This window comes from Hyphomonas oceanitis, from assembly GCF_036964545.1.
Lineage (GTDB): Bacteria > Pseudomonadota > Alphaproteobacteria > Caulobacterales > Hyphomonadaceae > Hyphomonas > Hyphomonas oceanitis.
In genome coordinates this window covers 736324-755660 of record NZ_JBALTL010000002.1, presented here as the reverse complement: position 1 = coordinate 755660, position 19337 = coordinate 736324, and the positions used below count along the sequence as shown (strand labels likewise).

The following is a 19337-nucleotide window of genomic DNA, read 5'->3' as shown; positions in this document are numbered from 1 at the left end:
TCCCGAATCAGCCTACGACAAACCTAGTCGCTTTGTTTAACCTTGTGAATCCTACAGGCGCTTCCTTTAACGAAGGTTAACGGTATGTGCGGATTCCCTTGTGTAATTCCACTTTATTCACACTGATTAATAGCCAAGCTCCGCCGCAGGGGCGTTACCTATCAGCATCTGGGAGATGGCGATCGCATCCTGGATCGGCTGTGCTTGCTGGTCAGTAGAGATCAGCGTCTTCTGGCAACGGATCGCATCACGCACCTTTGGATCGCGCATAACGATGCCGGCGAGGTGTGGACGGAATCCCAAGAAAGTCTGGCAGGCTCGCGCAATCGCTTCATATGTGCGCTGGCCAGCAGCCCGTGTGTCGGCCTGGTTAATACAGATCACGGGCTCAACATTTGGCGCGTAGCCACGCAGAACCTTGATGAACGCATAGGCATCAGTCATCGACGTTGGCTCGTCAGTGATAACCATCAGCGCCTTATCGGCCGCACGGGCAAGCCGCATGCAGTTGGCTTCGATACCGGCGCCAAGGTCGAGCACGACCTGGTCGTATTGCAGGGCAAGCGCCGAAAGACCGGCAGCGAGACGGGCAACTTCTTCCGGTGGCAGCTCAGCGAGCGCGCCGGAGCCTGAACGGCCCGGCAGCACATCGAAGCCACCGCCAGCCGCGCCGCCATCAACAGGTGTCACCGCATCATCGAGTTCAACCCAACCCGCAATAACGGCGGCCAGATCTGTCTCAGGTGCGATGCCAAGCTGAACGTCGACATTGGCGAGGCCAAGGTCGCCATCGACAAGCAGGGTTCGCTTACCGGCCTGGGCGAAGGCCGAGGCGAGCGTGATTGCCATGAAGGTCTTGCCGACACCGCCCTTGCCACTGGCAACAGCGATGATCGAGGCGGGGGCCACGCGTGGGGTCGGTCGCGCTTGCGGCCGATCCTGGGATTTTCGAAGCATGAAACTCATAGGGCTACGCGGCTCCTTTCATGGCGATGACATCGCCGGGGGCGTCTTCCATCAAGAGAGCGGCCAGGCGCGAGGGCGCGGCCGGTACCAGGCCGCCGCCGATGAACGGCGTCACGGCCAAATGCGAAAAGGCGATGCCGGCAGACGACAACGCGGAGATGGAGCCGCCGCGACGGCGGACAACATCAAGCTTGGTGAGAATGGCCCGCTTCACACCGGCGCGGGCATAGCACTTGGCTGCCTCCGCCTGGTCTTCGGGGTGGCCTTCAGCTGAGAGGACAAGGACGGGCTCAGCGCGGATGACGGAAATCAGGTCCTGAAGGCTCGCCATGTCGTCTTCGTCGAATGGATTGATCGCCGGCATGTCGATGATGCAGCGGCGGTTCTGGGCGCGCAGGGTCCGGAGCGTCGCGAACAGAGCGTCCGGCGTTTGCACGCTGCGGATCTGGTCCTGCTCAAGCTCGAGATAAGCGGCGAGTTGCTGGCCACCGGCCGTGCCATCAAGGTCGGCTGCGACCGGCATCACTTCGCAACGCGCGACAGCGGCGCGGCGTGTGAGTTTAGCGGCGGTCGCCGTGCGACCATGGCCGGGAGGGCCAACAAGGACGATATCCCGGTCAAGCCGGGGCAGGATCGGGTCACAGGCGACGAGGCGCGAGACGCCTTCAGCGATTGCGTCTTCCGGATCGGTAAACTGGACGCCGTTGCGGCCCGCGCTTTCGGCGGCCACGCGGTCAGCAAAGCGCTGAGGCGCACCATGCCATAGCAGGGCGTCGCGAACACGGCTGAACAGCGGGTTTTCAATGCCACGCCCATGGCCACCGCCGCTACCGCGCGCTTCGCGCAGGAACAGGGGCTCATTGGGCACCATGCCACCGCCCATCTTGTCGGTTGCGGCACGCACTTCCACGCCGCCATCAATCTCGCGCTCCGACAGAATAACCGCGTCGGCGCCCATTTCGGCGAATATCATCGCCTTGGCGGCCTCGAAGGACTCGGCTGCGAACATCTTCATGCGCATAGGTGCGGCATCCTCGTAACTTGTGGACCTTCCCGCGCAGCCCTCACCACGTGACAGGTCGGTTCCTGAACACGTTTAGTTAACGCCCGAAAAGGTTAACAAAAGCCTGTGATGAGTTAGGATTTACCATACATGACAGCAGATTCACGAAAGGCCCCGTTTACTCACAGGGCAGCATTCACGGCATGTATGGATTTATCAGTGGCCTAAGCGGCCGCCCGTTCGTCGACGATTTCGGACAGCGTGACGCCGAGCTGCCCATCTGCGACCACGAGGCGGCCACGGGCCATCAGGCGGTCGGACACGTAAATGTCGATCATTTCGTTGGTGCGCCGCTCGAGGGCGACAATCTCGCCCGGCGAAAGGGCCATCAATTCCTCGATCGGCATGCGCACTTCACCCAGCACGACATCGACGCGCACAGGCACGTCCATCAGTGACTTTTCAAGGGCGGGATTGGCAGGTTGCATGGGCCGGACGATTCCTTGGGACTGCTCTAGCCGTTAAAGTGTAGCGAGTGTGCGTGTCAAATCGTTAACGCGTCGCAAACAGGTCGCCCTGTCCGTCGATGATGCGCTGGGCGGTGGCATTGATGAGATTCAGCGACTTGGCAACGTCGAGCCCCTCATACGCACCTGTCTCGATATGGCGGGCCAGCGAAACGAGGTCCGCGAGGGCTTCGTTGAGCTTCAGCGTGACGGCCTGCATGCGCTCTTCTGTTTGCGTGGCTTCAAGACGCGTCGCTTCGGCCAGGCCTTCGGCGCGGGCTTCCGACAGGAGGCGCGCCAGCTCCGGCGCTGACAGGTCCATCTGCTCGCGCTGCGGCTGCCGAGGCTCTGCAGGAAGCGTAAAATCACTACGAAATTCAAAGGCTTGGACAGACTTCACGGCACGCTGGGTCATTCGATCAATTCCTCGTCTTCCCGGCCGCCAGTGGCGCGGATGTCGCCTCGAGCCATGAGGTCGCGCGCCAGCGAGACCAGCGCCTGACGGGCGGCTTCGATTTCGCTGCGGCGCACGGCGCCGTGGGCAGAAATCTCGTCGCGCAGGAGGTCGCCAGCGCGGCGGGTCATGTTGCGGAAGAAGGCCGCGGCGGTCTCTTCGCGGGCGCCTTTCAGGGCGATGATCAGCGTGGAACGGTCAGCGGATGCAAGCAGTGTCTGCAGGCCGGCGGCGTCGAGACGCGCAAGGTCGTCGAAGGTGAACATGAGCGCGCGAACCTTCTCGCCGGCGCCGGGTTCTGCTGTATCCAGTGCAGCGAGGAAGGATTTTTCGAGACGGCTGTCGAGGCGGTCGAAGATGCGGGCAACGCTTTCATGGCCGCCTTGCCGGGCGTTGCCCTGCAAGCTGTCGATCTGTTGTGCGATATAGGATTCAAGGCTGGCTGCCGCGCCGGGGTTAACCGGGCCGAGGTGCAGCAGGCGGTGCATCGCATCGATGGCAACATGCGGGCTGAGGGCCCGCAGGAGACGGGCGGAGGCGTCGCCTTGCAGCTTGGACAGGACGAAGGCGAGCGTCTGGGGGTGCTCGTCTGCGAACAGGCTGGCGAGGGCGCCCGTGTCGAGGGCCGAGAGACGTGACCATACGGAACCTGCAGTCTTTGCTGCAGGACCGAGACGACGGTGCGCATCGAGAAAGCTGCGGGCCGCTTCGGTTTCGCCGTCCATATTGTCGTCGAGGGCGTCCATGGCGGCGGCGAGTTGGCGGGCTTCATCGGGCTCAAGCTCGGCCCAGATGCCGGCGGCCTCGGGACCGAGGGCGCGCATCAGGCGGGCGGAGCGGGCGAGACCGTCGCGCGCTGTAATGTTTGCTGCAGGTATGACGGCGAGAGCGCTCATGCGGCGTCCGTCCCGTTCTTCATCCAGCCGCGCAGGATATCAGCCGCGCGAGCAGGATCCTTGCGGGCGAGGTCAGCGACATCGCTTGTCACCGGCACGGTCCGAAGGGGGCGCATAGGGGTCGTTGCGAGGGAACGTACGGGTGCTTCCGGGGGCGCTTCGGGGTATTCCCGGACCATTCCCGGGACTTCCGAGTCCATTCGTGGGGCAAAGCCGAGCCAGCCGGCGAGACCTGCAAGCAGCGCGAGGAGCGCAAGCTCGCCATAAGCCTCTGCATCAGGCCGTCCGGGCGCGCCGCGCGCGAAGGAGGCTGTCTGGATGACGAGCAAGTCACCGGAGGCGACGTCGAGACGTGCGGCGGTGGTGACGAGGCTTTCGATCATGGAGACCTGGGCTGCTTCGGCCGCGTCGAGCAGGACGAGCACGGTGCGGCCGCCGGTGGCGGTCGTGGTGACACTGATGCGCGCATTGCCGGGTCCGGCGACGGGATCAATCAGGTTCATGAGGGAGACTTCGAGCGGGGTCGCTGAAGCGGGGAGCGGATGGTCGGCGGTGAGCAATGTACTGCCGCGCCAGGCGAGCAGGCCGAGTGCGATGACAAACGCCGCCATCGCGAGCGCCCGTGAAGAGGGGCCCGCGCCGGGTTTACGTTTGCCGGATCTGCTTGCCATCAACCTCTCCTGAATCCTCCGGAAAAACGGAGTTCAATTCAGGTGATAGCGGCCTGCCCGTAAATTTGTGTTTAACGGGCAGGCTGTTGGTAACGAATACCGGACCGACTAGCGGCGGTACTTCTGGAGCCGCGTTGTGCGCAGGCCCTTGATGCCATGGCGGGAGTAAAGCTTCTCCCAGCCTTCATATTCCTCGTCCGTCAGGTTGTAGCGTTCGCACGCAGCCTTGCGTGAAAGCAGCCCACCTGAAACGGCCGCAACGACTTCTGCCTTGCGGCGCGTCACCCAACGGGAAATCCCCGGCGATGGCAGGTCTGCCAGGGTGAGCATCTGGCCGTCCGGGCCTTTGACGCTCGTCATGTTTGCGTTCTGCATTTCCATATCCACACACCATTCTTCGGTCATGTCGTAACCCGACTTCTTCAGGCCCTCAGACAGTGGTGTACACGAGCGGATTTAAGCCGACGCATAAGGAGACGTGTGAGTTTCGCCCCCCGCGTTAGGAGGATGTTTGGAAAGCTGTCCCGCACCGGGACAAATGCCGTTTTTCCCCGGTTTTATTGCGATTCACATTAAAAAAATTTCAGGCGAGAAGTGCGAGCGCGTCATTATCCCGGGCCTGCGCGGCATGCCGGCGAAGCATGGTGAGGAACATCTCGTCGCCCCGTTCTGTCTGCTTCACGAGCATGGCCGCGCCGAAGGCAACCGACATGCCGTAGAACGAGAACCAACGGTAATCATCGTAGAGATCGCTGAAGCTGTAGCTGGTGACGCCCGCTTCCGTGAGCCGGTCATGATAATAGTGCAGCAGCGCCTTTTCATGCTTGGGACGTTCTTCACGCGTCAGGCCTGCGCCGATGAAATAGGCGACATCATTCGCCGGGGCGCCCTTGGCCGCCGTCTGCCAGTCCACCAGCGCAATCGGTTTCGGTGCGCCGGGCTTGCCGAACAGCATGTTGTCGAGCCGGAAGTCATTATGCGTCAGCGCGAAGGGTCCCTCATGGGCTTCGCTCCAGCGCGGCAAGGCAGCGGCATAAGCATCACCGACCTCGATGACGTCAGATTTGAGCTGGTCCTTGTAGCGTTCCTTGAAACCGGTCCAGAGGCCGGCAACCTGCTCGGGCGTCAGCGCGGGCGCCGGCGCAGCTGCGGTGCCTTGCAACCAGTCATGCTGGTCAAGGCTTTCGTCCTGCCAGTAGGCGGCGTGAAGAATAGCGGCTGATGCCAGCGCCAGTTCGGCTTCAGCCACCGAGCAGCCCTTCAGCTGGTCGCCCTGTTCCGACGGCGCCATGTCTTCCATGATCAGCGCGAAGCGATTGGTGGCCTCGTCATAGTCAGTATAGAAGGCGCCCGGCGTGATGCGGCCCGCCACTTTCGGGAAGGTGCGGTAGAACATGACCTCACGCTTGTAGTGGCCGAGCATCTGGGCCGTCGCGAGGCTCGCTTCGCTGCCGGACGGGAACTTGCCGACAAGCGTGTCGGGGGCGTTTTCGCCCTTGTGGGCATAGTCGAACACGAAGCGGACATTCTCGCCGATCTGGCCCGTGCCGATCGCCTTGGCCGTCAGGCCCTTTACTTCGGCATCAATCCCGATTGTTTCAAACAGGTCGTTAAACCAGCCGGGCGTCAGCTCCAGCGGGTTTCCGTCTAATCCCGGACGGTTCATGTATTCTACTCCCCAGTGGCACCTTTTTCAGGTGCATCGTTTTCTTGTGTTGGTTTGGCTGTGTCGGACGTGGAGCGCCCGGTGAAGCGGGATATCCAGCCCATGCGCGCCTCGGCAGCGCGCAGTGATTTATCCAGTGCGGCCATGGTGAGTGCGAAATCACCGCTCGTTTCCTTGCGCCATGCGCGCTCGGTGCGGGCGATGACGAACGCCGTGGCCAGGACTTTCAGGTTGAGCGGACCGCCGCTGTCATCATCGAGCCCGGCAGAGGCCAGCGCCCAGCGGGCAGAGGCGGCGCGGGCAGCGGGAAGACGCACCAGATGTTCCGGCGCGGTTTCGCGATAGCTCAAAAGAGACTTCAGCCCGTCGCGATAGTCTTCCATTGCTTCAAAGCGCAGCATGATGACTTCGAACAGGCGCTCGCGGGGAAGGTCGTCACTGGCGACGCCTTCGGCGGACATGGCGCGGTCGAAATGGGCATCGACAGCGTCGGCCAGCGTTTCGCGCGTCGCAATGCCATGGAAGTCATTGAGGGTAAGGTCGGCGCGCAGGGCAATCTCGCCAAGCGTCAGCGAGGCCCAGGGTTTCTCTGCCGCCAGTTCAAGCGCGGCGCGGAGGCCTTGGTCGATGATGCTTGCATTTCGCGCCACGGGCATTCCCTCGTCTAATCCTTTTGGCGAGAGAGGTCCCTTTCACGGTTGGCCGCCGCACGCAGAGCCTTTCTCATCAGGGCTGGCATCCCACCTTCATCCATGAGGATGTCAAGGGCAGCTTGGGTCACTCCCTTGGGTGAAGTGACTGCTTTACGCAGCGTATCCGGGGCTTCCCCGGTGGATGCCATCAGGGCAGCTGCGCCTTCCACCGTTTTGCGGGCAAGCCGCGCGGCGAGGTCTTTCGGCAGGCCCTCGGCCTCACCCGCCATGGCCATGACTTCGGCCAGAAGGAAGACGTAAGCCGGGCCGCAGCCGGACACGCCGGCCGCCGCCGAGATGAGTTTCTCGTCGATGGGGCCTTCAACATCCCCGAGCGGCTTGAGCAGACTGGTGACCACATCAATGTCGGCCGCATCAGCGCCGGGCGGCGCGGTGATGACGGTCACGCCCTGCCCGATGGCGCCCGGTGTATTCGGCATGGCGCGGATCACGCGGGGCGTGTCAAACGCAGCCGCGAGTTGCTTCATCAGGATGCCCGCCATGACCGAGACGATAAGTGTCTTCGGGCCAACGAAGGCGGACGTGTCCTCGACAACGGACGTGAACACTTGCGGCTTCACGCAGAGGACAAGGATATCGGCGGGCTGAGGCGCGGGGTTCAGCTGGACCTTGCCAGCCTCGGCCCAGCCCGACGCTTCCTCGGAGGGCGTCGGATCAATCAGGATGATGCGCGATTTCGTCTTGGCCGCGAGCCAGCCACGCACAAGCGCGGCGCCCATACGCCCCGCGCCGATCATTACGATAGTCGGAGCGGACGCTGCCTTGCCTGCCATGTGCGTCTGTCTCAGGCTTCGCCGTGGGTTTCGAACATGACCGCCTCAATCGCCTGGCGGGGCGACTTGCCGGCCCAGATGAGAAAGTTGAATGCGGGAACGAACCGGTCAACGGCGCTGACACCTGCCGCGATGGCGGCGCGGGCCTCGCCGGGGGAGACTTCATCCCGGTCGAGCATCGAGAATGTGTAGCGGAAGATGATGACGCCTTCATCGGCCCAATAGTCGAAATGGCCGAGCCAGAGGCGCTCGTTCGCCATCATGATGAGTTCGGCAATCGCCGCGCGGCGCGCAGGCACCGGCTTCACGTCGAGCGTCATCGAGAAATGGATTGCGGAGGGGTCCGGGCGATAGGCAAACAGGGCGCCCATGTCGCCCCACTTGGTTTCGGCCACGGCCTGGATCGTACCATCGTCGTCGCGATCATACTGCCAGCCAGCCGTCTCCAGCGCTTCTTCGACCCGTTCAAGCGGGTCTGGCAGATCAATCTCACTCCGGGAGAGATCAAGACTCATGATGGGTTCCCCTTTCGGTCTCGTATGCACGGTGCAGGATTCGCGTGCCGAGGCCAAGGGCAGCTAAGCAAGTGCGTAAAGGCGCGTCTACCTAAGTCTACAGGTTAACGGCACTATTCTACAGGTTGGGCCTATTTCGCTTTCGCGTCGGCTTCGAGCGTCGCAACGCGGGCTTCGAGCGCTTCGACACGTTCAAGGGCGGCGGTTGCGAGGGCCTTCAGGGCCTCGACTTCGTCACGCCCGGCGAGGTCCATGTCGGCGATCAGCGCGCGGACACGCGACTGGGCGGCGGTCTTGGCTTCCTCGCCAGCGGCGCGGGCAGCGCCCATGGCGCCGGTCATCAGGCCCGCAATGTCATCGAGCAGTGGATTTGTGTTCGCCATGAGGCTACTCCTTCGCGCGGGGGCGGCTGGGCATGATTGTCTGCTGCCTAACAGATAGGACGCATTCCAGACAGGGAAAAGACGCCGCATGACAGACCTTGTGAGTTTGATGGCCGTGCCAATGGCAGCGCAGGCCCTTCATTTCCCGGAAATCAGCCCGGCGCTCGTGTCGATCGACTTCGGCTTTGTCGGGCTCGGGACGTTCCACCTGCGCTGGTATGCGCTGGCCTATATCGCGGGCATCATGCTGGCCTGGCAGTATGCGACGGCGCTGATCAGCCGTCCGGCCATGTTCGGTGGCAAGGCGCCAGCCACAAAGGATGACCTCGACGACATCATGTTCTGGATCATCCTGGGCATCATCCTCGGCGGACGGCTTGGCTATGTCCTGTTCTACATGGTGCCCTACCAGCAGGACGTGATCGCGGCGAACCCGATAAGCGTGCTGAAGATATGGGATGGCGGCATGTCGTTCCATGGCGGCCTGATCGGCGTGACGCTGGCCATCATCGTGATCGCCCGGCGCCGCAAGCTGAACCTTCTGCCGCTGGGCGACATTGCGGGCGTGGTGGCGCCGATCGGGATCATGTTCGGTCGCCTCGCCAATTTCATCAATGCCGAGCTTTATGGCCGCAAGACCGACGCCGCCGTGGGCATGGTCTTTCCCGAAGGCGTCGTGCCGGGCTCGACCCCGCCGGCCTATGACTGGGTGGCGAAGCAATGGGTCTATAATGGCCATGAGTTTGCGCGCCATCCGAGCCAGCTTTACGAGGCGGCGCTGGAAGGCCTGCTGCCGCTAATCGTGGCCTCGATCCTGATCTGGAAGTTCAACGCCCTGAAGAAGCCTGGGCTCGTCGCGGGCCTGTTCCTGCTGATGTATGGCACCGGGCGCTCCATCGTCGAGAATTTCCGACTGCCGGATTCCTTCGCCAGTGACCTGCCCTTCGGCCTGACCATGGGCATGATCCTGTCGACCCCGATGTGGATCGGCGGCGCATGGCTGGTCTGGAACGCGCTCAAGCCAAAGCCCCTGCACTCACCTGACTAGACTGATATGACCCTGAAAGAACGCCTCATTCGCCTGATCGAAACCGGCGGGCCGATACCCGTTTCGACCTATATGCAGCTCGCGCTGCATGACAGGCAGGACGGCTATTATGCGACGCGTCCAGGCCTCGGCCAGGACTTCATCACCGCGCCGGAAACGAGCCAGGTGTTCGGCGAACTGCTGGGCCTTTGGGTGGTGCATGAGTGGCAGGCGATTGGATCGCCCTCGGAGTTCTGTCTGGTCGAGATTGGACCGGGGCGCGGCGTGCTGATGCAGGACGCGCTGCGCATGGCCTTCGTGGCGGGCGGCAAGCCGTTTGCGGACGCTATGAACCTCTACCTCGTCGAGCCGAGCCCGGCGCTGCGCGATGTGCAGGTCGAGCGCCTGGCCGTGTACGAGCCGCAATTTGCCGAGCAGGCATCCGAAGTGCCAGCGCTGCCCACGATCATCCTCGCCAACGAATATCTCGACTGCCTGCCCGCACGCCAGTTCCGCCGCGATGGCGAGGAATGGCGCGAATGTGTTGTCGGGCTGGATGCGGAAGGCGCACTGGCTTTCGGCCTTGCTGCCGATGGCCGAAGCGCGCCTGAGGGCACGGCGCAGACGGCCAATTGCGTGGAAGTCCAGATCGGGCTCGACATCCTGGTGGCTGAACTGGCAACGCGCGCGGCCAATGGCCTGCCTGTGCATGCGCTACTGATCGACTATGGTCCGGTGGACCGGGCGCCGGGGGATTCCCTGCGCGCCTTCAAGGATGGCGAGCAAGTCTCGCCATTGTTGGCCCCGGGTGAGACGGACCTGACCGTCGACGTGGATTTTGGCCGCCTGAAACGGATTGCGGCCAGCGCCGGGCTCGACGTGCACGGCCCGACGCCGCAAGGCATGTTCCTGCTGGGCCTTGGCGCGCAGGCGCGGCTGAACCAGCTGGTGAAAGCCAATGAGGACGATGCCGAAGCGATCTTCAACGCCGCCCAGCGCCTGATCGACCCGAAAGACATGGGCGAGCGCTTCAAGGTGATTTGCCTTTCCAGCAAGGACCTGCCGAAACCGGCCGGTTTCTAGCGCGCGCCGATATTGGCCTCGACGAAGTCTGACATGGCACGCAGCGTTTCGATGCGGGTGGCGCCGTCGGAGAGCCAATGGTCTTCGCCGTCGAGGCGGATGAACTTCACGGACTTGCCAGCCTTTTCGAGCGCGCGCTGCATGCCCTCGCTCTGGCTGATCGGCACGACGGTGTCCTTGTTGCCATGGATGAGCAGGACAGGCGCCTTGAATGCGGCGGCGCTGTTGGCAGGCGAGATGGCGTCGAGATTGACGGTGGGCGATTTGGGATCGCCGATAAGTTCTTTCCAGTAATCGACCGCCCAGTGTCGCGACCCGTAATTGGATGCTTCGTCCGATATCATTCTGGGAAGATCAGAGACCGGCGCCACAGCGACCACGCATTTGTAGAGGTCCGGTGTGAAGGCGCCGCCTGCCAGGGCGGAATAGCCACCATAGCTGGCGCCAACGATGCAGACGCGCGCCGGATCGACGAGGCCCTCGGCGATCATCGCTGCCACGCCATCGCTGACATCGTCCTGCATCTTCGCGCCCCATTCGCCATGACCGGCATGCAGGAACTCGCGCCCGTAACCATCGGAGCCGCGGAAGTTCGGCTGAAGCACGAGATAACCGCGATTGGCGAAATACTGCGCCATCCAGTCAAACGTGACAGCATCATAAGCGGCAGGCCCGCCGTGCGGCATGACGACCATCGGGAGGTTGGCGAGATCGGCAGAGCTGACGCCCGCCGGGAGCGTGAGGATCGCGGGAATGTTGAGCCCGTCGCGCGCGGGATAGGAGATCGCCAGAACCTGTCCGACGGCCTCCACCGGGATCTCATCGCGGTCATCCATCAAGCCGATCAGTTCGCCCGACTTACGGTCGAGCACGACGTATTTGTTAACGCCATAGGAATTGAAAACGGAAACGAGGATCCTGTTCCAGTCGCGGCTGTGGCTGACGATTTCCACGGAGCCGCCTTCGAAACGGTCCACCAGGGCCTGCACGTCCTTGTTGAGCGCTTCATCATAGAAGAAGTAGCTGGGCGACGGGCCGGCATAGCGGATGCCTTCAACGATGCGGTTCTTGTCGCGGAAGACGCTCTCCATGTCGGAGCCTTCGCGCGCCAGGACCGGGCCGGTGATCTCGCTATCCATGCCGAGTTCGAACATCGCGTCGAAACCTTCATTCTCATCGGCGTCACTGACGAATATCAGCGCGGACCTGTCTGGCTTGACGCCAATCAGGTTGAAGGGCGGGAGCGATGCCTGCTCCTCATAGATGGGGCCGCGTCCGTCCGACAAGTCGCTGTAGATGCGGTACATGTTGGTGGAGTTGTTATATTCTTCGCGAGCGAGGACCGTACCCTTGGGGTCGACGAACCAGTCTATCGTGTAGGGCGTGCCCGATTTGAAACCTTTGCCAAAACCGGAGTCCAGATCGACCTTGAGCAGGTCGAACTCGGGGATGCCTGACCGATTGGACTGGCGGAGCATGTAGGCCGGCATCAGGGCCTGGCCAGCCTCGCTGTCCACGCCGACGATCTTGCCGAGGCCGGCTTGCGCCGGATAGATGTCCCGCGTCGCCCGCAGCAATTGTTGCGACTTGTTTGTATCGAGGTTCAGGGAAAAGGACTCCGAATATTCGAAGCTGCCCTTGTAACCGTACAGGTCCTTGGTGTCGGAGACGCTGAGGATCAGGTGCTTGCCGTCGGCAAACCAGATATTACGGGTGGCGATATTGTCGACCGACAGGCGCGGCGTGATGGCCTTTGTGGCAATATCCAGCGTGGCGATAACGTCAGAGCCATTCTGGCGATAGACGAAGGCCACCGTCTCGCCGTCCGGCGACATGGCCATGTGGCGCACACGGGGCAACTCGCCGTAGGCTTCAAGCGCGGGATGTGGCGCATCGGACTGCGCCAGTGCCGACTGCCCCAGAAGCAGGATGACCAATCCCAGTATGAATGACCGCATGATTCCCCGCAACGCGTTGTTCGCATTGCAACCTGCGCGAGGGTTACGCGGGTTTCAACCATGAAATTGTAAAATCAGTCGCGGCGCGGGTCAGGCCGGGATTTTGATCTCGTTGGCGTCGTCAAGCAGCACGACCGTCGGTGCATGCTGGCGGGCTTTTTCGGCCTCGACGCTGGCAAATGCCGCGATGATGATCTTGTCGCCGACAGCGAAATGACGGGCCGCAGCGCCGTTGACGCCAATCGTGCGCGAGCCACGCGGCGCTTCGAGCGCATATGTCTGGAGGCGGGCGCCATTGGTGACGTTCCACAGGTCCACGCGCTCGTGCGGCAGGATGCCGGACGCGTCGAGCAGGTCCTGGTCGATGGAGATGGAACCTTCATAGTGCAGGTCACACTGGGTGACCGTGGCAGAGTGAAGTTTGGCTTTCAACATGTTGAGCAACAAGGATGTGCCCTCCCGGCGATTAGACAGCGTGGCAAATATGCTCACAGTGAGTATATGGGGTTCTGCTGCCCCGTCGGCAAGCGGCTTATGGCACTGCAGCATCTGAAGCGTAAAGCCCCATTTTGCAACGCTTGCAAAAAACAGGCCCGCCACGCTCCCTGCAATGGTTCTGCCACATAAGGGCGTCAGGCTAGCCCATAGGCCCGCCCCAGGGCCCGCCATTGTCAAATACCGGGCTGCATGTCACTACGCGCATGTCTCCAGATGTCCGGTGTGTCCAGCATGATATCCAAACATACTGCAACGCCGAGTGGAGACACTCCTGCCCTGTCGATCGTCATCCCGTTCTATAATGAAGCGGGAAATGTCGACGCCTTGCTCGAACGCCTGACCGCCCAAATGGCGCTGATCGGCGGCTCGTTCGAGATTGTCGGCGTGGACGATGGCAGCCGCGACGCCACCCTGGCGGCCCTTATCGCTGCATGTGAACGCGTGCCGGAAATGCGCATCGTGAAACTGTCCCGTAATTTCGGCAAGGAAGCCGCCATGCTGGCAGGTATCCACGAAGCCCGGGGCGACAGGATATTGCTGATGGATGCCGACTTGCAGCATCCGCCGGAAACCATTCCGGCCATGCTGGAAGTTGCGGATCGCGGCGTTGATGTTGTGTACGGCGCGCGCAGCAATGGCCGCAATGATGGCTGGTTGCGCAATACCTTGTCCCGGCAGTTCTACCGTATTTTCGCGTCGACAGCCGAAATGAAGATACCGGCCGATGCGGGAGACTTCCGCTTGTTTTCCCGCCGCGCCGCCGATGCCCTCAGATCGCTGCCGGAAACCAACCGGTTCATGAAGGGCCTTTATTCCTGGATCGGCTTTTCGCAGGAAAGCGTGCCTTACGATGTCGGCGTGCGCCGCTCGGGCAGCAGCAAGTGGCCGATCCTGAAGCTCTTCAGCTATGCGTGGGACGGGATCATTTCCTTCTCCGCACTGCCCCTCCGAATATGGTCCGTCATCGGCACGATCATCGCGACGGGCGCGCTGATTTACGCGATGTGGATTGTTATCTCGACGCTGGCATTCGGGCGTGACATTCCGGGCTATGCCACGCTTGCGTCGGCCATCTTCTTCCTTGGCGGGCTTCAATTGCTCAGCATTGGGGTGCTGGGCGAATATATTGCGCGGATCTTTGCTGAAACCAAACAACGCCCGATCTATATCATCGAGGATATCTTTGGCGGGACTGACGATGACGGCCCCAAGTGAGCCGCTGGCGCCCATGCAGCGCCTTGCACGGGTCGTCCGGTTCGGCATTGTGGGGGTCGCCGCGACACTTACCCATGCAGCCATCCTCTGGCTTCTGGCGGAACGCCTGGGCATGCGCGCGTCGCTGGCGACGCTCTTGGGTTTTTTGACCGCCTTTTCGGTCTCATACCTCGGACACTATCACTTCACCTTCGGCTCGCGAGTGCCTCACCATCAGGCCCTGCCGGGCTTTGCCTTCGCGGCCATCACCGGCGCTGTGCTGAATGTGCTGATCTTCGTGATCATGACGGATGTGTTCCGGGCCAATCTCTGGCTCGCGTTCGCAACCACGATTGTGACCATCCCACCTGTCGTCTTCATGCTGTCCAAGGGCCTTGCGTTCGAGCGTGCGCCGGATGGCCCGAAACGCCGCGATTATCGCCTGCTTGCGGCGCCCGTCATCTTCTTTGCCCTGACGGCAGCCTATACGCTGATCTTCCACTACCAGCTGCCTTATCATGATCACTGGGACATCATTCCGCTATGGGACGCGGCGCAGGCCGGAACGCTGAAGCCTGCGGACCTTTTCGTCCAGCATGGCAGCCATTGGCACGCGAGCGGCTATATCGTGATGCTGGCCACGGCCGAGCTGACCGGCATGGCGCACTGGCCGGATGTCTGCATCAGCTTGCTTCTGGCGGCGTTCGGATTTGTCGCCCTGTTCGAAATCCTGCGGCGCACGCTTGATGAGCTGGGTGAAGGTCGCTCCCTGTTGCGGGTAACGGCGGCGGCGGCCTTTATCTATTTCTCGCTTGACCAGGCCGCGAACTGGCTGTGGGGCTGGCAGGTGGCGATCTTTGCCAGCATGACCGGGGTCGTCTGGTGTATTGCCCTTCTGATGCGGCCCGGCCTGAACTGGGCGCGTATGGGACTGGCCGGGATTGCCGCCACAGTGGCCATTTACGGCTTTGCCACCGCATGGTGCCTGCTGCCCGTTGGCCTCTTCCTGATCGCCCTTGCGCCGGTTACCACGCGGCAGCGGAGAGCCTTGGCTGGTTTTGCGTGGACGCTCCTGTTCGCTGCGTTCTTCCTGCATTACAGCGCAACGCGCGGCAACTATGGCGATACGATGCTGCCGCATGGCAACGCGCTGGAGACCATGCTTGGCGTTGGGCACTATCTTGGCAATTACGTCGCGAGCGCCGTGGCTCGTATCTATAAACCGGCCAGCCTGCTCGTGGCGGCTGCGGCAGTTGGTGCGCTGGGCACCATCGCCGGACTTAGCTGGATGCATTTCCGCAAATCTCTGGCGGCCTATCGCGGCCTGGTGGCCCTGCTGGCCTTCAGTCTTGGCGCAGGCCTGTTGACGGCGCTGGGGCGGTGGCAGGCGTTCGGCCCGGAACAGGCGTTCGCCAACCGGTACATCACCCTGTCAAACTATGCCTGGCTGAGCGCCATCGTTGCCGGACTGATCCTGCTGCCAAAGCTCGGCGCAAAAATGCGCATTCTGTTCGTTCTGGCGCTTTGCGGCTATGTGCTTGCCAAGTCCGTGAACGACACGAGCGCGATCAACACGGCTCGCCTTGCCATGCGGGTCAATGCGGCGGGCTGTGAGCTGACGCTGGCGGCGCCGGATGTGCCGGCAGACGCGCTCGCCACAATCAGCGCTCCGCAGCAGCACATTGCGCCTCGCCTGACCTTGCTGGCGGCAAGGGATGCCAGCCTGTTCAGGCCCGATGCGATCAAACGCTGCCGCGAGAAACAGCCGCACAAATAGGCGAATCCAGCCGGGTTCCAGCAGATCGGCGCGGAATCTCTGTTGAATGATAGTGGGCGGCAAAACGGCTCGCTTTGGCACCCGGCCTCTGTTACCGTTTGTTAACCATAAAATCAAAACGGTCGGGGACGCGCCATGAAGAATCTACAGATCAGCCTTCTGGCGCTTTCGCTTGCTCTTGCCGGTTGTGCATCCAAGCAAGTCACGCCGGGGGGATCGACACCGGCAACAGAGGCTCCTCCTCCCTCTGCTCCGCCACCGCCGCCCCCCCCTCCGCCTCCGCCTCCGCCGGTCTATAGTGAAGAGGATGATGACTACGGCCCGGATCGCGGCTTGCCCTATCCTTCAGCTGAAGTGGAGACGCCACCTCCGCCCATGGTGGGATCGTCCGGCCCGGGACGTGGATCGGGACGGCCCGTAGGCCGCGCCGTGAACAATGCGAAGCCCGGCAAGGACTACCTGCCCTTCATCGATGTCGCGATCGACGAAGCCGCGCTTTATTCCGAATACGGCCTGATGCTTCAGGACCGCTATACGCGCATCCAGATCGTCACGCTGAAGCCGGACGCCTATGACATTGAGGGCGTCTCGTCGGGCCAGCGCAAAGAGCCGCTTGAAATGCGCAACTATAACAAGGAGAGCCGCAACTGGTTTTCCCGCATGATGGGCTCGCGAAATGTCACACGTACACTGATCGCTGAATTCGATGTCGCCAAGCCGGACATCAAGGCGACGAAGGCCCTGTTTTCCGCCACGTTCTCGTCCGACAGCAAGGAAGGCGAAGCCTGGACAACGAATGAAAGCATTTCCGTCTATGCCACGCCCTACTTCAAGGTAGGCCCCAACACGACAATCGAAGGCCGCTTCCGGCTGCAATTGTCAGACGAGCGCCAGGGCAGTGCCGGAGCGAGTGTCATGGGCGCGCTGACGACGGCGGCCAACCTGATCGCGCCGGCCTCGACACTGGTGACCTATTTCAATCAACCTTTGATGCTGGAAGCCTCGAACTTCCTGAATACGCAATCGACGACGCTGTTCGGCCAGTCAATCACCGAACAATCGACGAGCGCCTTCTCGGTGAAATCGTGGAGCGATACGCCGATCCTCGTCGTCTCGGCAGAGCTGCCGGAAGCGGGCAATATCAAGCAGACCAAGGGCAAGGGCTCGATCGGCCAGTGGGCGGTCTATCTCGACCAGCCCATCCCCTCAATCTTCACGGCAGCCTCATCTGACTATGATGGCCAGGAGCCGGACTATACGGGCATCGCCTCGGGCGACATTCTCGCCTTCGATGTCGGCGAAGACCTGACCGTCTACGACTATATCTTTTCCCGGCTCGACCTTGCCGACCGTATCGCCAGCCTGAACGATACAGGCGACGCCGATACGGCCCGCCTGATCTGCAGCCGCATTGAACGGGGCATGTCGGAGATCGGCTTTACCAGCTTTGATGCTGCAGCAGCAGTCTGGGCGGCTTCAGCCAGCGACCAGTTCAACTCAGGCGCGCAGGCGGCATTGCAGCAGGATGGCCTCTGCCAAGCCATGGACCTTTGGCACGAGATGGGCGGTTGACCATGCGAGCGCGTTAGAAAGCAAGCATGAGTCGAAATTATCTTGTTCCTGATATGGACATAAAGGTTAGTGAGCGTTAACACTTCCCTCAAAGGTTGCGTGGGTTGGGATAATGTTGATCGAAGACGTAAGGAGCGCGCTGGCGGCAGCGCGGGCTGTTTGGCATGGCCAATCGCAGAGGGCCCGCGGCGTTTATGGTGTTTACCTGGTAGAGGGATTTTCCCTTCCCGGCCTGATGACGGCCGATGATGGACTGATCTATATCGGCCACAATGTGACGGGCGCTTCCCATATCGATCATTTCGCAGGGACGCTCAATGCGAACCGCTCCACGTCGCCTTTACGCAGCCTCGGCGCGCTGCTGCAGCGCGAGCTGGCGCTTGAAGTGGCACCGACTAACCTATGGGACGATGGCTTCTCGTTCGCCTTCACGGCAGACAGCGAGGCGCGCCTGTCAAACTGGATGGCCAAGGCCCTTCATGTGGCGCAGCTGCCCCTGGCTTGCGACACGGCCCAGGCGCGTTCCCTGCTGGTACGCCAGCTGGAACCGCCCCTGAACCTGGCCGGATGGCGCAACCCGCAGCGCAACCATATCCTGTCCGCGCGCCGCGCCTGCGCCTACAGCGCCCACGCCGATTTCACCTGAGTTTTCCGCCTGAAACGGCGGTGGCGCTAAGCCATCGATGATCGATGCGGAAACTCCGGGCGCTCTTGTGCGTTTCGGGCTGGGCTGAGAGAGTAATGTCGGCCAGACTGCGCAAGCCCGGACACAGGCCTCCGGCATATCAGGGAGACGGATTTCATGCGGTGGCAAGGCGGACGCAAAGGCGGCAATGTTGAAGACAGACGGGGCATGAGTGGCGGCGCCGTTGCCGGTGGCGGCATCGGTGTGCTGGTCATCGCGCTGATCGGCTATTTCGTGTTCGGGATCGACCCTTCGCAAACCGCGCAGGTTCTTGACCAGGCCGCGGTCTCTTCCTCGCCGCAGGGCGATGCGCCGGTCGGCACACCGGAAGACCAGGCCGGCCAGTTTGTCGATGTCATCGGCACCAATATCGACGACGTCTGGCGCACCCAGATGGAGGGCTACCAGCCCCCCAATACCGTTCTCTATACGCAAGGCACCAATACCGGCTGTGGCTTTGGCCAGGCGGCCATGGGCCCTTTCTACTGCCCCAACGACCAGACCGTGTATCTCGATCTCTCCTTCTGGCAGGAAATGGAAACGAAGCTCGGCGCATCCGGTGCTGATTTCGCCCGTGCCTATGTCATCGCCCACGAGTTTGGCCACCATGTCCAAACACTGACAGGTGCATCTGGCAAAGTGCGTGAAGCCCAGAAGAGCGCGCGCAGCCAGGCCGAGGCCAACAAGTATTCCGTTGCACTTGAACTCCAGGCCGATTGCTATGCCGGCGTCTGGGCGGCCCATGCGGCTGAGGCTTCGGGCGGCCAAGTCGCGCTTGAACAGGGTGATGTAGAAGAAGGCATGAAGACCGCCAATGCGATCGGCGATGACATGCTGCAGAAGCGCTCAACCGGACGCGTTTCGCCCGAAGGCTTTACCCACGGCTCGTCCGAGCAGAGGATGGAGTGGCTGCGCCGGGGCATTACCACGGGCGATCCCCGGCAGTGCGATACGTTCTCCGGCCTTTAAAAACGCCGAGCACGCATCAAACTGGACG

The 19337-nt window shown here is 62.1% G+C and carries 21 protein-coding genes; 7 read left to right on the top strand and 14 right to left on the bottom strand.

What is annotated here, in order from left to right; genetic code table 11:
- Positions 1–126 precede the first annotated feature (126 nt).
- The 12 genes from V7651_RS08645 to V7651_RS08590 form a co-directional block, all read right to left on the bottom strand.
- Entirely contained in the window at positions 127–966 is an 840-nt protein-coding gene (locus V7651_RS08645; RefSeq protein ID WP_034744565.1) for a nucleotide-binding protein, read from the bottom strand.
- 4 nt (positions 967–970) lie between these two features.
- Positions 971–1987, bottom strand: coding sequence for a flagellar biosynthesis protein FlhF (locus V7651_RS08640; protein WP_034744563.1), 1017 nt, complete (start codon positions 1985–1987; stop codon positions 971–973).
- A 206-nt stretch (positions 1988–2193) separates the two neighbouring features.
- The gene (locus V7651_RS08635; RefSeq protein WP_034744562.1) at positions 2194–2457 is read right to left on the bottom strand and encodes a FliM/FliN family flagellar motor switch protein; all 264 of its coding nucleotides are present in this window, start codon (positions 2455–2457) and stop codon (positions 2194–2196) included.
- 64 nt (positions 2458–2521) lie between these two features.
- Positions 2522–2890 carry a hypothetical protein gene (locus tag V7651_RS08630; RefSeq protein ID WP_335590510.1) on the bottom strand — a complete coding sequence of 123 codons (369 nt, stop codon included), beginning with the start codon at positions 2888–2890 and terminating at the stop codon, positions 2522–2524.
- Positions 2887–3825, bottom strand: a complete 939-nt coding sequence (locus V7651_RS08625; protein WP_335612925.1) for a flagellar motor switch protein FliG — start codon at positions 3823–3825, stop codon at positions 2887–2889. The genes V7651_RS08630 and V7651_RS08625 overlap by 4 nt, the downstream gene beginning before the upstream one ends.
- Positions 3822–4496, bottom strand: coding sequence for a hypothetical protein (locus V7651_RS08620; RefSeq protein ID WP_335612924.1), 675 nt, complete (start codon positions 4494–4496; stop codon positions 3822–3824). The genes V7651_RS08625 and V7651_RS08620 overlap by 4 nt, the downstream gene beginning before the upstream one ends.
- A gap of 108 nt (positions 4497–4604) precedes the next feature.
- Positions 4605–4901 carry a CtrA inhibitor SciP gene (gene sciP, locus V7651_RS08615; protein ID WP_418887223.1) on the bottom strand — a complete coding sequence of 99 codons (297 nt, stop codon included), beginning with the start codon at positions 4899–4901 and terminating at the stop codon, positions 4605–4607.
- Between the two features lie 178 nt (positions 4902–5079).
- The gene (locus V7651_RS08610) at positions 5080–6162 is read right to left on the bottom strand and encodes a phosphotransferase (RefSeq protein WP_335612923.1); all 1083 of its coding nucleotides are present in this window, start codon (positions 6160–6162) and stop codon (positions 5080–5082) included.
- Positions 6163–6167: 5 nt separating this feature from the next.
- On the bottom strand, positions 6168–6818 hold the full coding sequence (locus tag V7651_RS08605; RefSeq protein WP_335612922.1) for a hypothetical protein: 651 nt from the start codon (positions 6816–6818) through the stop codon (positions 6168–6170).
- A gap of 8 nt (positions 6819–6826) precedes the next feature.
- Positions 6827–7648 carry a pyrroline-5-carboxylate reductase gene (proC, locus tag V7651_RS08600; protein ID WP_335612921.1) on the bottom strand — a complete coding sequence of 274 codons (822 nt, stop codon included), beginning with the start codon at positions 7646–7648 and terminating at the stop codon, positions 6827–6829.
- Between the two features lie 11 nt (positions 7649–7659).
- Positions 7660–8163 (bottom strand): type III secretion system chaperone family protein, encoded by a 504-nt coding sequence (locus V7651_RS08595; protein WP_335612920.1) that lies wholly within the window; start codon positions 8161–8163, stop codon positions 7660–7662.
- A gap of 131 nt (positions 8164–8294) precedes the next feature.
- Positions 8295–8546, bottom strand: a complete 252-nt coding sequence (locus tag V7651_RS08590; protein ID WP_035534686.1) for an accessory factor UbiK family protein — start codon at positions 8544–8546, stop codon at positions 8295–8297.
- Positions 8547–8634: 88 nt separating this feature from the next.
- Here V7651_RS08590 and lgt point away from each other — a divergent pair, with 88 nt between their 5' ends.
- Both lgt and V7651_RS08580 read left to right on the top strand, forming a co-directional pair.
- A complete protein-coding gene (gene lgt / locus V7651_RS08585) occupies positions 8635–9594 on the top strand; it encodes a prolipoprotein diacylglyceryl transferase (protein ID WP_335612919.1) in 960 nt (319 codons plus the stop codon).
- 6 nt (positions 9595–9600) lie between these two features.
- Positions 9601–10656: a class I SAM-dependent methyltransferase gene (locus V7651_RS08580; RefSeq protein WP_335612918.1), complete on the top strand. Its 1056-nt coding sequence runs from the start codon at positions 9601–9603 to the stop codon at positions 10654–10656.
- Here V7651_RS08580 and V7651_RS08575 read toward each other — a convergent pair.
- A complete protein-coding gene (locus V7651_RS08575; RefSeq protein ID WP_335612917.1) occupies positions 10653–12614 on the bottom strand; it encodes an alpha/beta hydrolase family protein in 1962 nt (653 codons plus the stop codon). The two genes, V7651_RS08580 and V7651_RS08575, sit on opposite strands and share 4 nt — an antisense overlap.
- A gap of 90 nt (positions 12615–12704) precedes the next feature.
- On the bottom strand, positions 12705–13061 hold the full coding sequence (gene panD / locus V7651_RS08570; RefSeq protein ID WP_035535104.1) for an aspartate 1-decarboxylase: 357 nt from the start codon (positions 13059–13061) through the stop codon (positions 12705–12707).
- Between the two features lie 282 nt (positions 13062–13343).
- On the opposite strand from panD, the gene V7651_RS08565 reads away from it, so the two are divergent.
- The 5 genes from V7651_RS08565 to ypfJ all read left to right on the top strand — a co-directional run bounded on the left by V7651_RS08565 (position 13344) and on the right by ypfJ (position 19309).
- On the top strand, positions 13344–14327 hold the full coding sequence (locus V7651_RS08565; RefSeq protein ID WP_335612916.1) for a glycosyltransferase family 2 protein: 984 nt from the start codon (positions 13344–13346) through the stop codon (positions 14325–14327).
- Positions 14311–16083 (top strand): GtrA family protein, encoded by a 1773-nt coding sequence (locus V7651_RS08560; protein ID WP_335612915.1) that lies wholly within the window; start codon positions 14311–14313, stop codon positions 16081–16083. The genes V7651_RS08565 and V7651_RS08560 overlap by 17 nt, the downstream gene beginning before the upstream one ends.
- A gap of 333 nt (positions 16084–16416) precedes the next feature.
- Positions 16417–17655, top strand: coding sequence for a hypothetical protein (locus V7651_RS08555; protein WP_335612914.1), 1239 nt, complete (start codon positions 16417–16419; stop codon positions 17653–17655).
- A 112-nt stretch (positions 17656–17767) separates the two neighbouring features.
- On the top strand, positions 17768–18301 hold the full coding sequence (locus tag V7651_RS08550) for a GIY-YIG nuclease family protein (RefSeq protein ID WP_335590500.1): 534 nt from the start codon (positions 17768–17770) through the stop codon (positions 18299–18301).
- Between the two features lie 156 nt (positions 18302–18457).
- Positions 18458–19309, top strand: a complete 852-nt coding sequence (gene ypfJ / locus V7651_RS08545; RefSeq protein ID WP_335612913.1) for a KPN_02809 family neutral zinc metallopeptidase — start codon at positions 18458–18460, stop codon at positions 19307–19309.
- The last annotated feature ends 28 nt before the right edge of the window (positions 19310–19337 follow it).

Excerpts from the sequence above, each read along its gene's own strand:
- V7651_RS08645 (WP_034744565.1), bottom strand. The coding sequence starts at position 966 with ATGAGTTTCATGCTTCGAAAATCCCAGGATCGGCCGCAAGCGCGACCG.
- V7651_RS08640 (WP_034744563.1), bottom strand. The coding sequence starts at position 1,987 with ATGCGCATGAAGATGTTCGCAGCCGAGTCCTTCGAGGCCGCCAAGGCG.
- V7651_RS08635 (WP_034744562.1), bottom strand. The coding sequence starts at position 2,457 with ATGCAACCTGCCAATCCCGCCCTTGAAAAGTCACTGATGGACGTGCCT.
- V7651_RS08630 (WP_335590510.1), bottom strand. The coding sequence starts at position 2,890 with ATGACCCAGCGTGCCGTGAAGTCTGTCCAAGCCTTTGAATTTCGTAGT.
- V7651_RS08625 (WP_335612925.1), bottom strand. The coding sequence starts at position 3,825 with ATGAGCGCTCTCGCCGTCATACCTGCAGCAAACATTACAGCGCGCGAC.
- V7651_RS08620 (WP_335612924.1), bottom strand. The coding sequence starts at position 4,496 with ATGGCAAGCAGATCCGGCAAACGTAAACCCGGCGCGGGCCCCTCTTCA.
- sciP (WP_418887223.1), bottom strand. The coding sequence starts at position 4,901 with ATGACCGAAGAATGGTGTGTGGATATGGAAATGCAGAACGCAAACATG.
- V7651_RS08610 (WP_335612923.1), bottom strand. The coding sequence starts at position 6,162 with ATGAACCGTCCGGGATTAGACGGAAACCCGCTGGAGCTGACGCCCGGC.
- V7651_RS08605 (WP_335612922.1), bottom strand. The coding sequence starts at position 6,818 with ATGCCCGTGGCGCGAAATGCAAGCATCATCGACCAAGGCCTCCGCGCC.
- proC (WP_335612921.1), bottom strand. The coding sequence starts at position 7,648 with ATGGCAGGCAAGGCAGCGTCCGCTCCGACTATCGTAATGATCGGCGCG.
- V7651_RS08595 (WP_335612920.1), bottom strand. The coding sequence starts at position 8,163 with ATGAGTCTTGATCTCTCCCGGAGTGAGATTGATCTGCCAGACCCGCTT.
- V7651_RS08590 (WP_035534686.1), bottom strand. The coding sequence starts at position 8,546 with ATGGCGAACACAAATCCACTGCTCGATGACATTGCGGGCCTGATGACC.
- lgt (WP_335612919.1), top strand. The coding sequence starts at position 8,635 with ATGACAGACCTTGTGAGTTTGATGGCCGTGCCAATGGCAGCGCAGGCC.
- V7651_RS08580 (WP_335612918.1), top strand. The coding sequence starts at position 9,601 with ATGACCCTGAAAGAACGCCTCATTCGCCTGATCGAAACCGGCGGGCCG.
- V7651_RS08575 (WP_335612917.1), bottom strand. The coding sequence starts at position 12,614 with ATGCGGTCATTCATACTGGGATTGGTCATCCTGCTTCTGGGGCAGTCG.
- V7651_RS08565 (WP_335612916.1), top strand. The coding sequence starts at position 13,344 with ATGATATCCAAACATACTGCAACGCCGAGTGGAGACACTCCTGCCCTG.
- V7651_RS08560 (WP_335612915.1), top strand. The coding sequence starts at position 14,311 with ATGACGGCCCCAAGTGAGCCGCTGGCGCCCATGCAGCGCCTTGCACGG.
- V7651_RS08550 (WP_335590500.1), top strand. The coding sequence starts at position 17,768 with ATGTTGATCGAAGACGTAAGGAGCGCGCTGGCGGCAGCGCGGGCTGTT.
- ypfJ (WP_335612913.1), top strand. The coding sequence starts at position 18,458 with ATGCGGTGGCAAGGCGGACGCAAAGGCGGCAATGTTGAAGACAGACGG.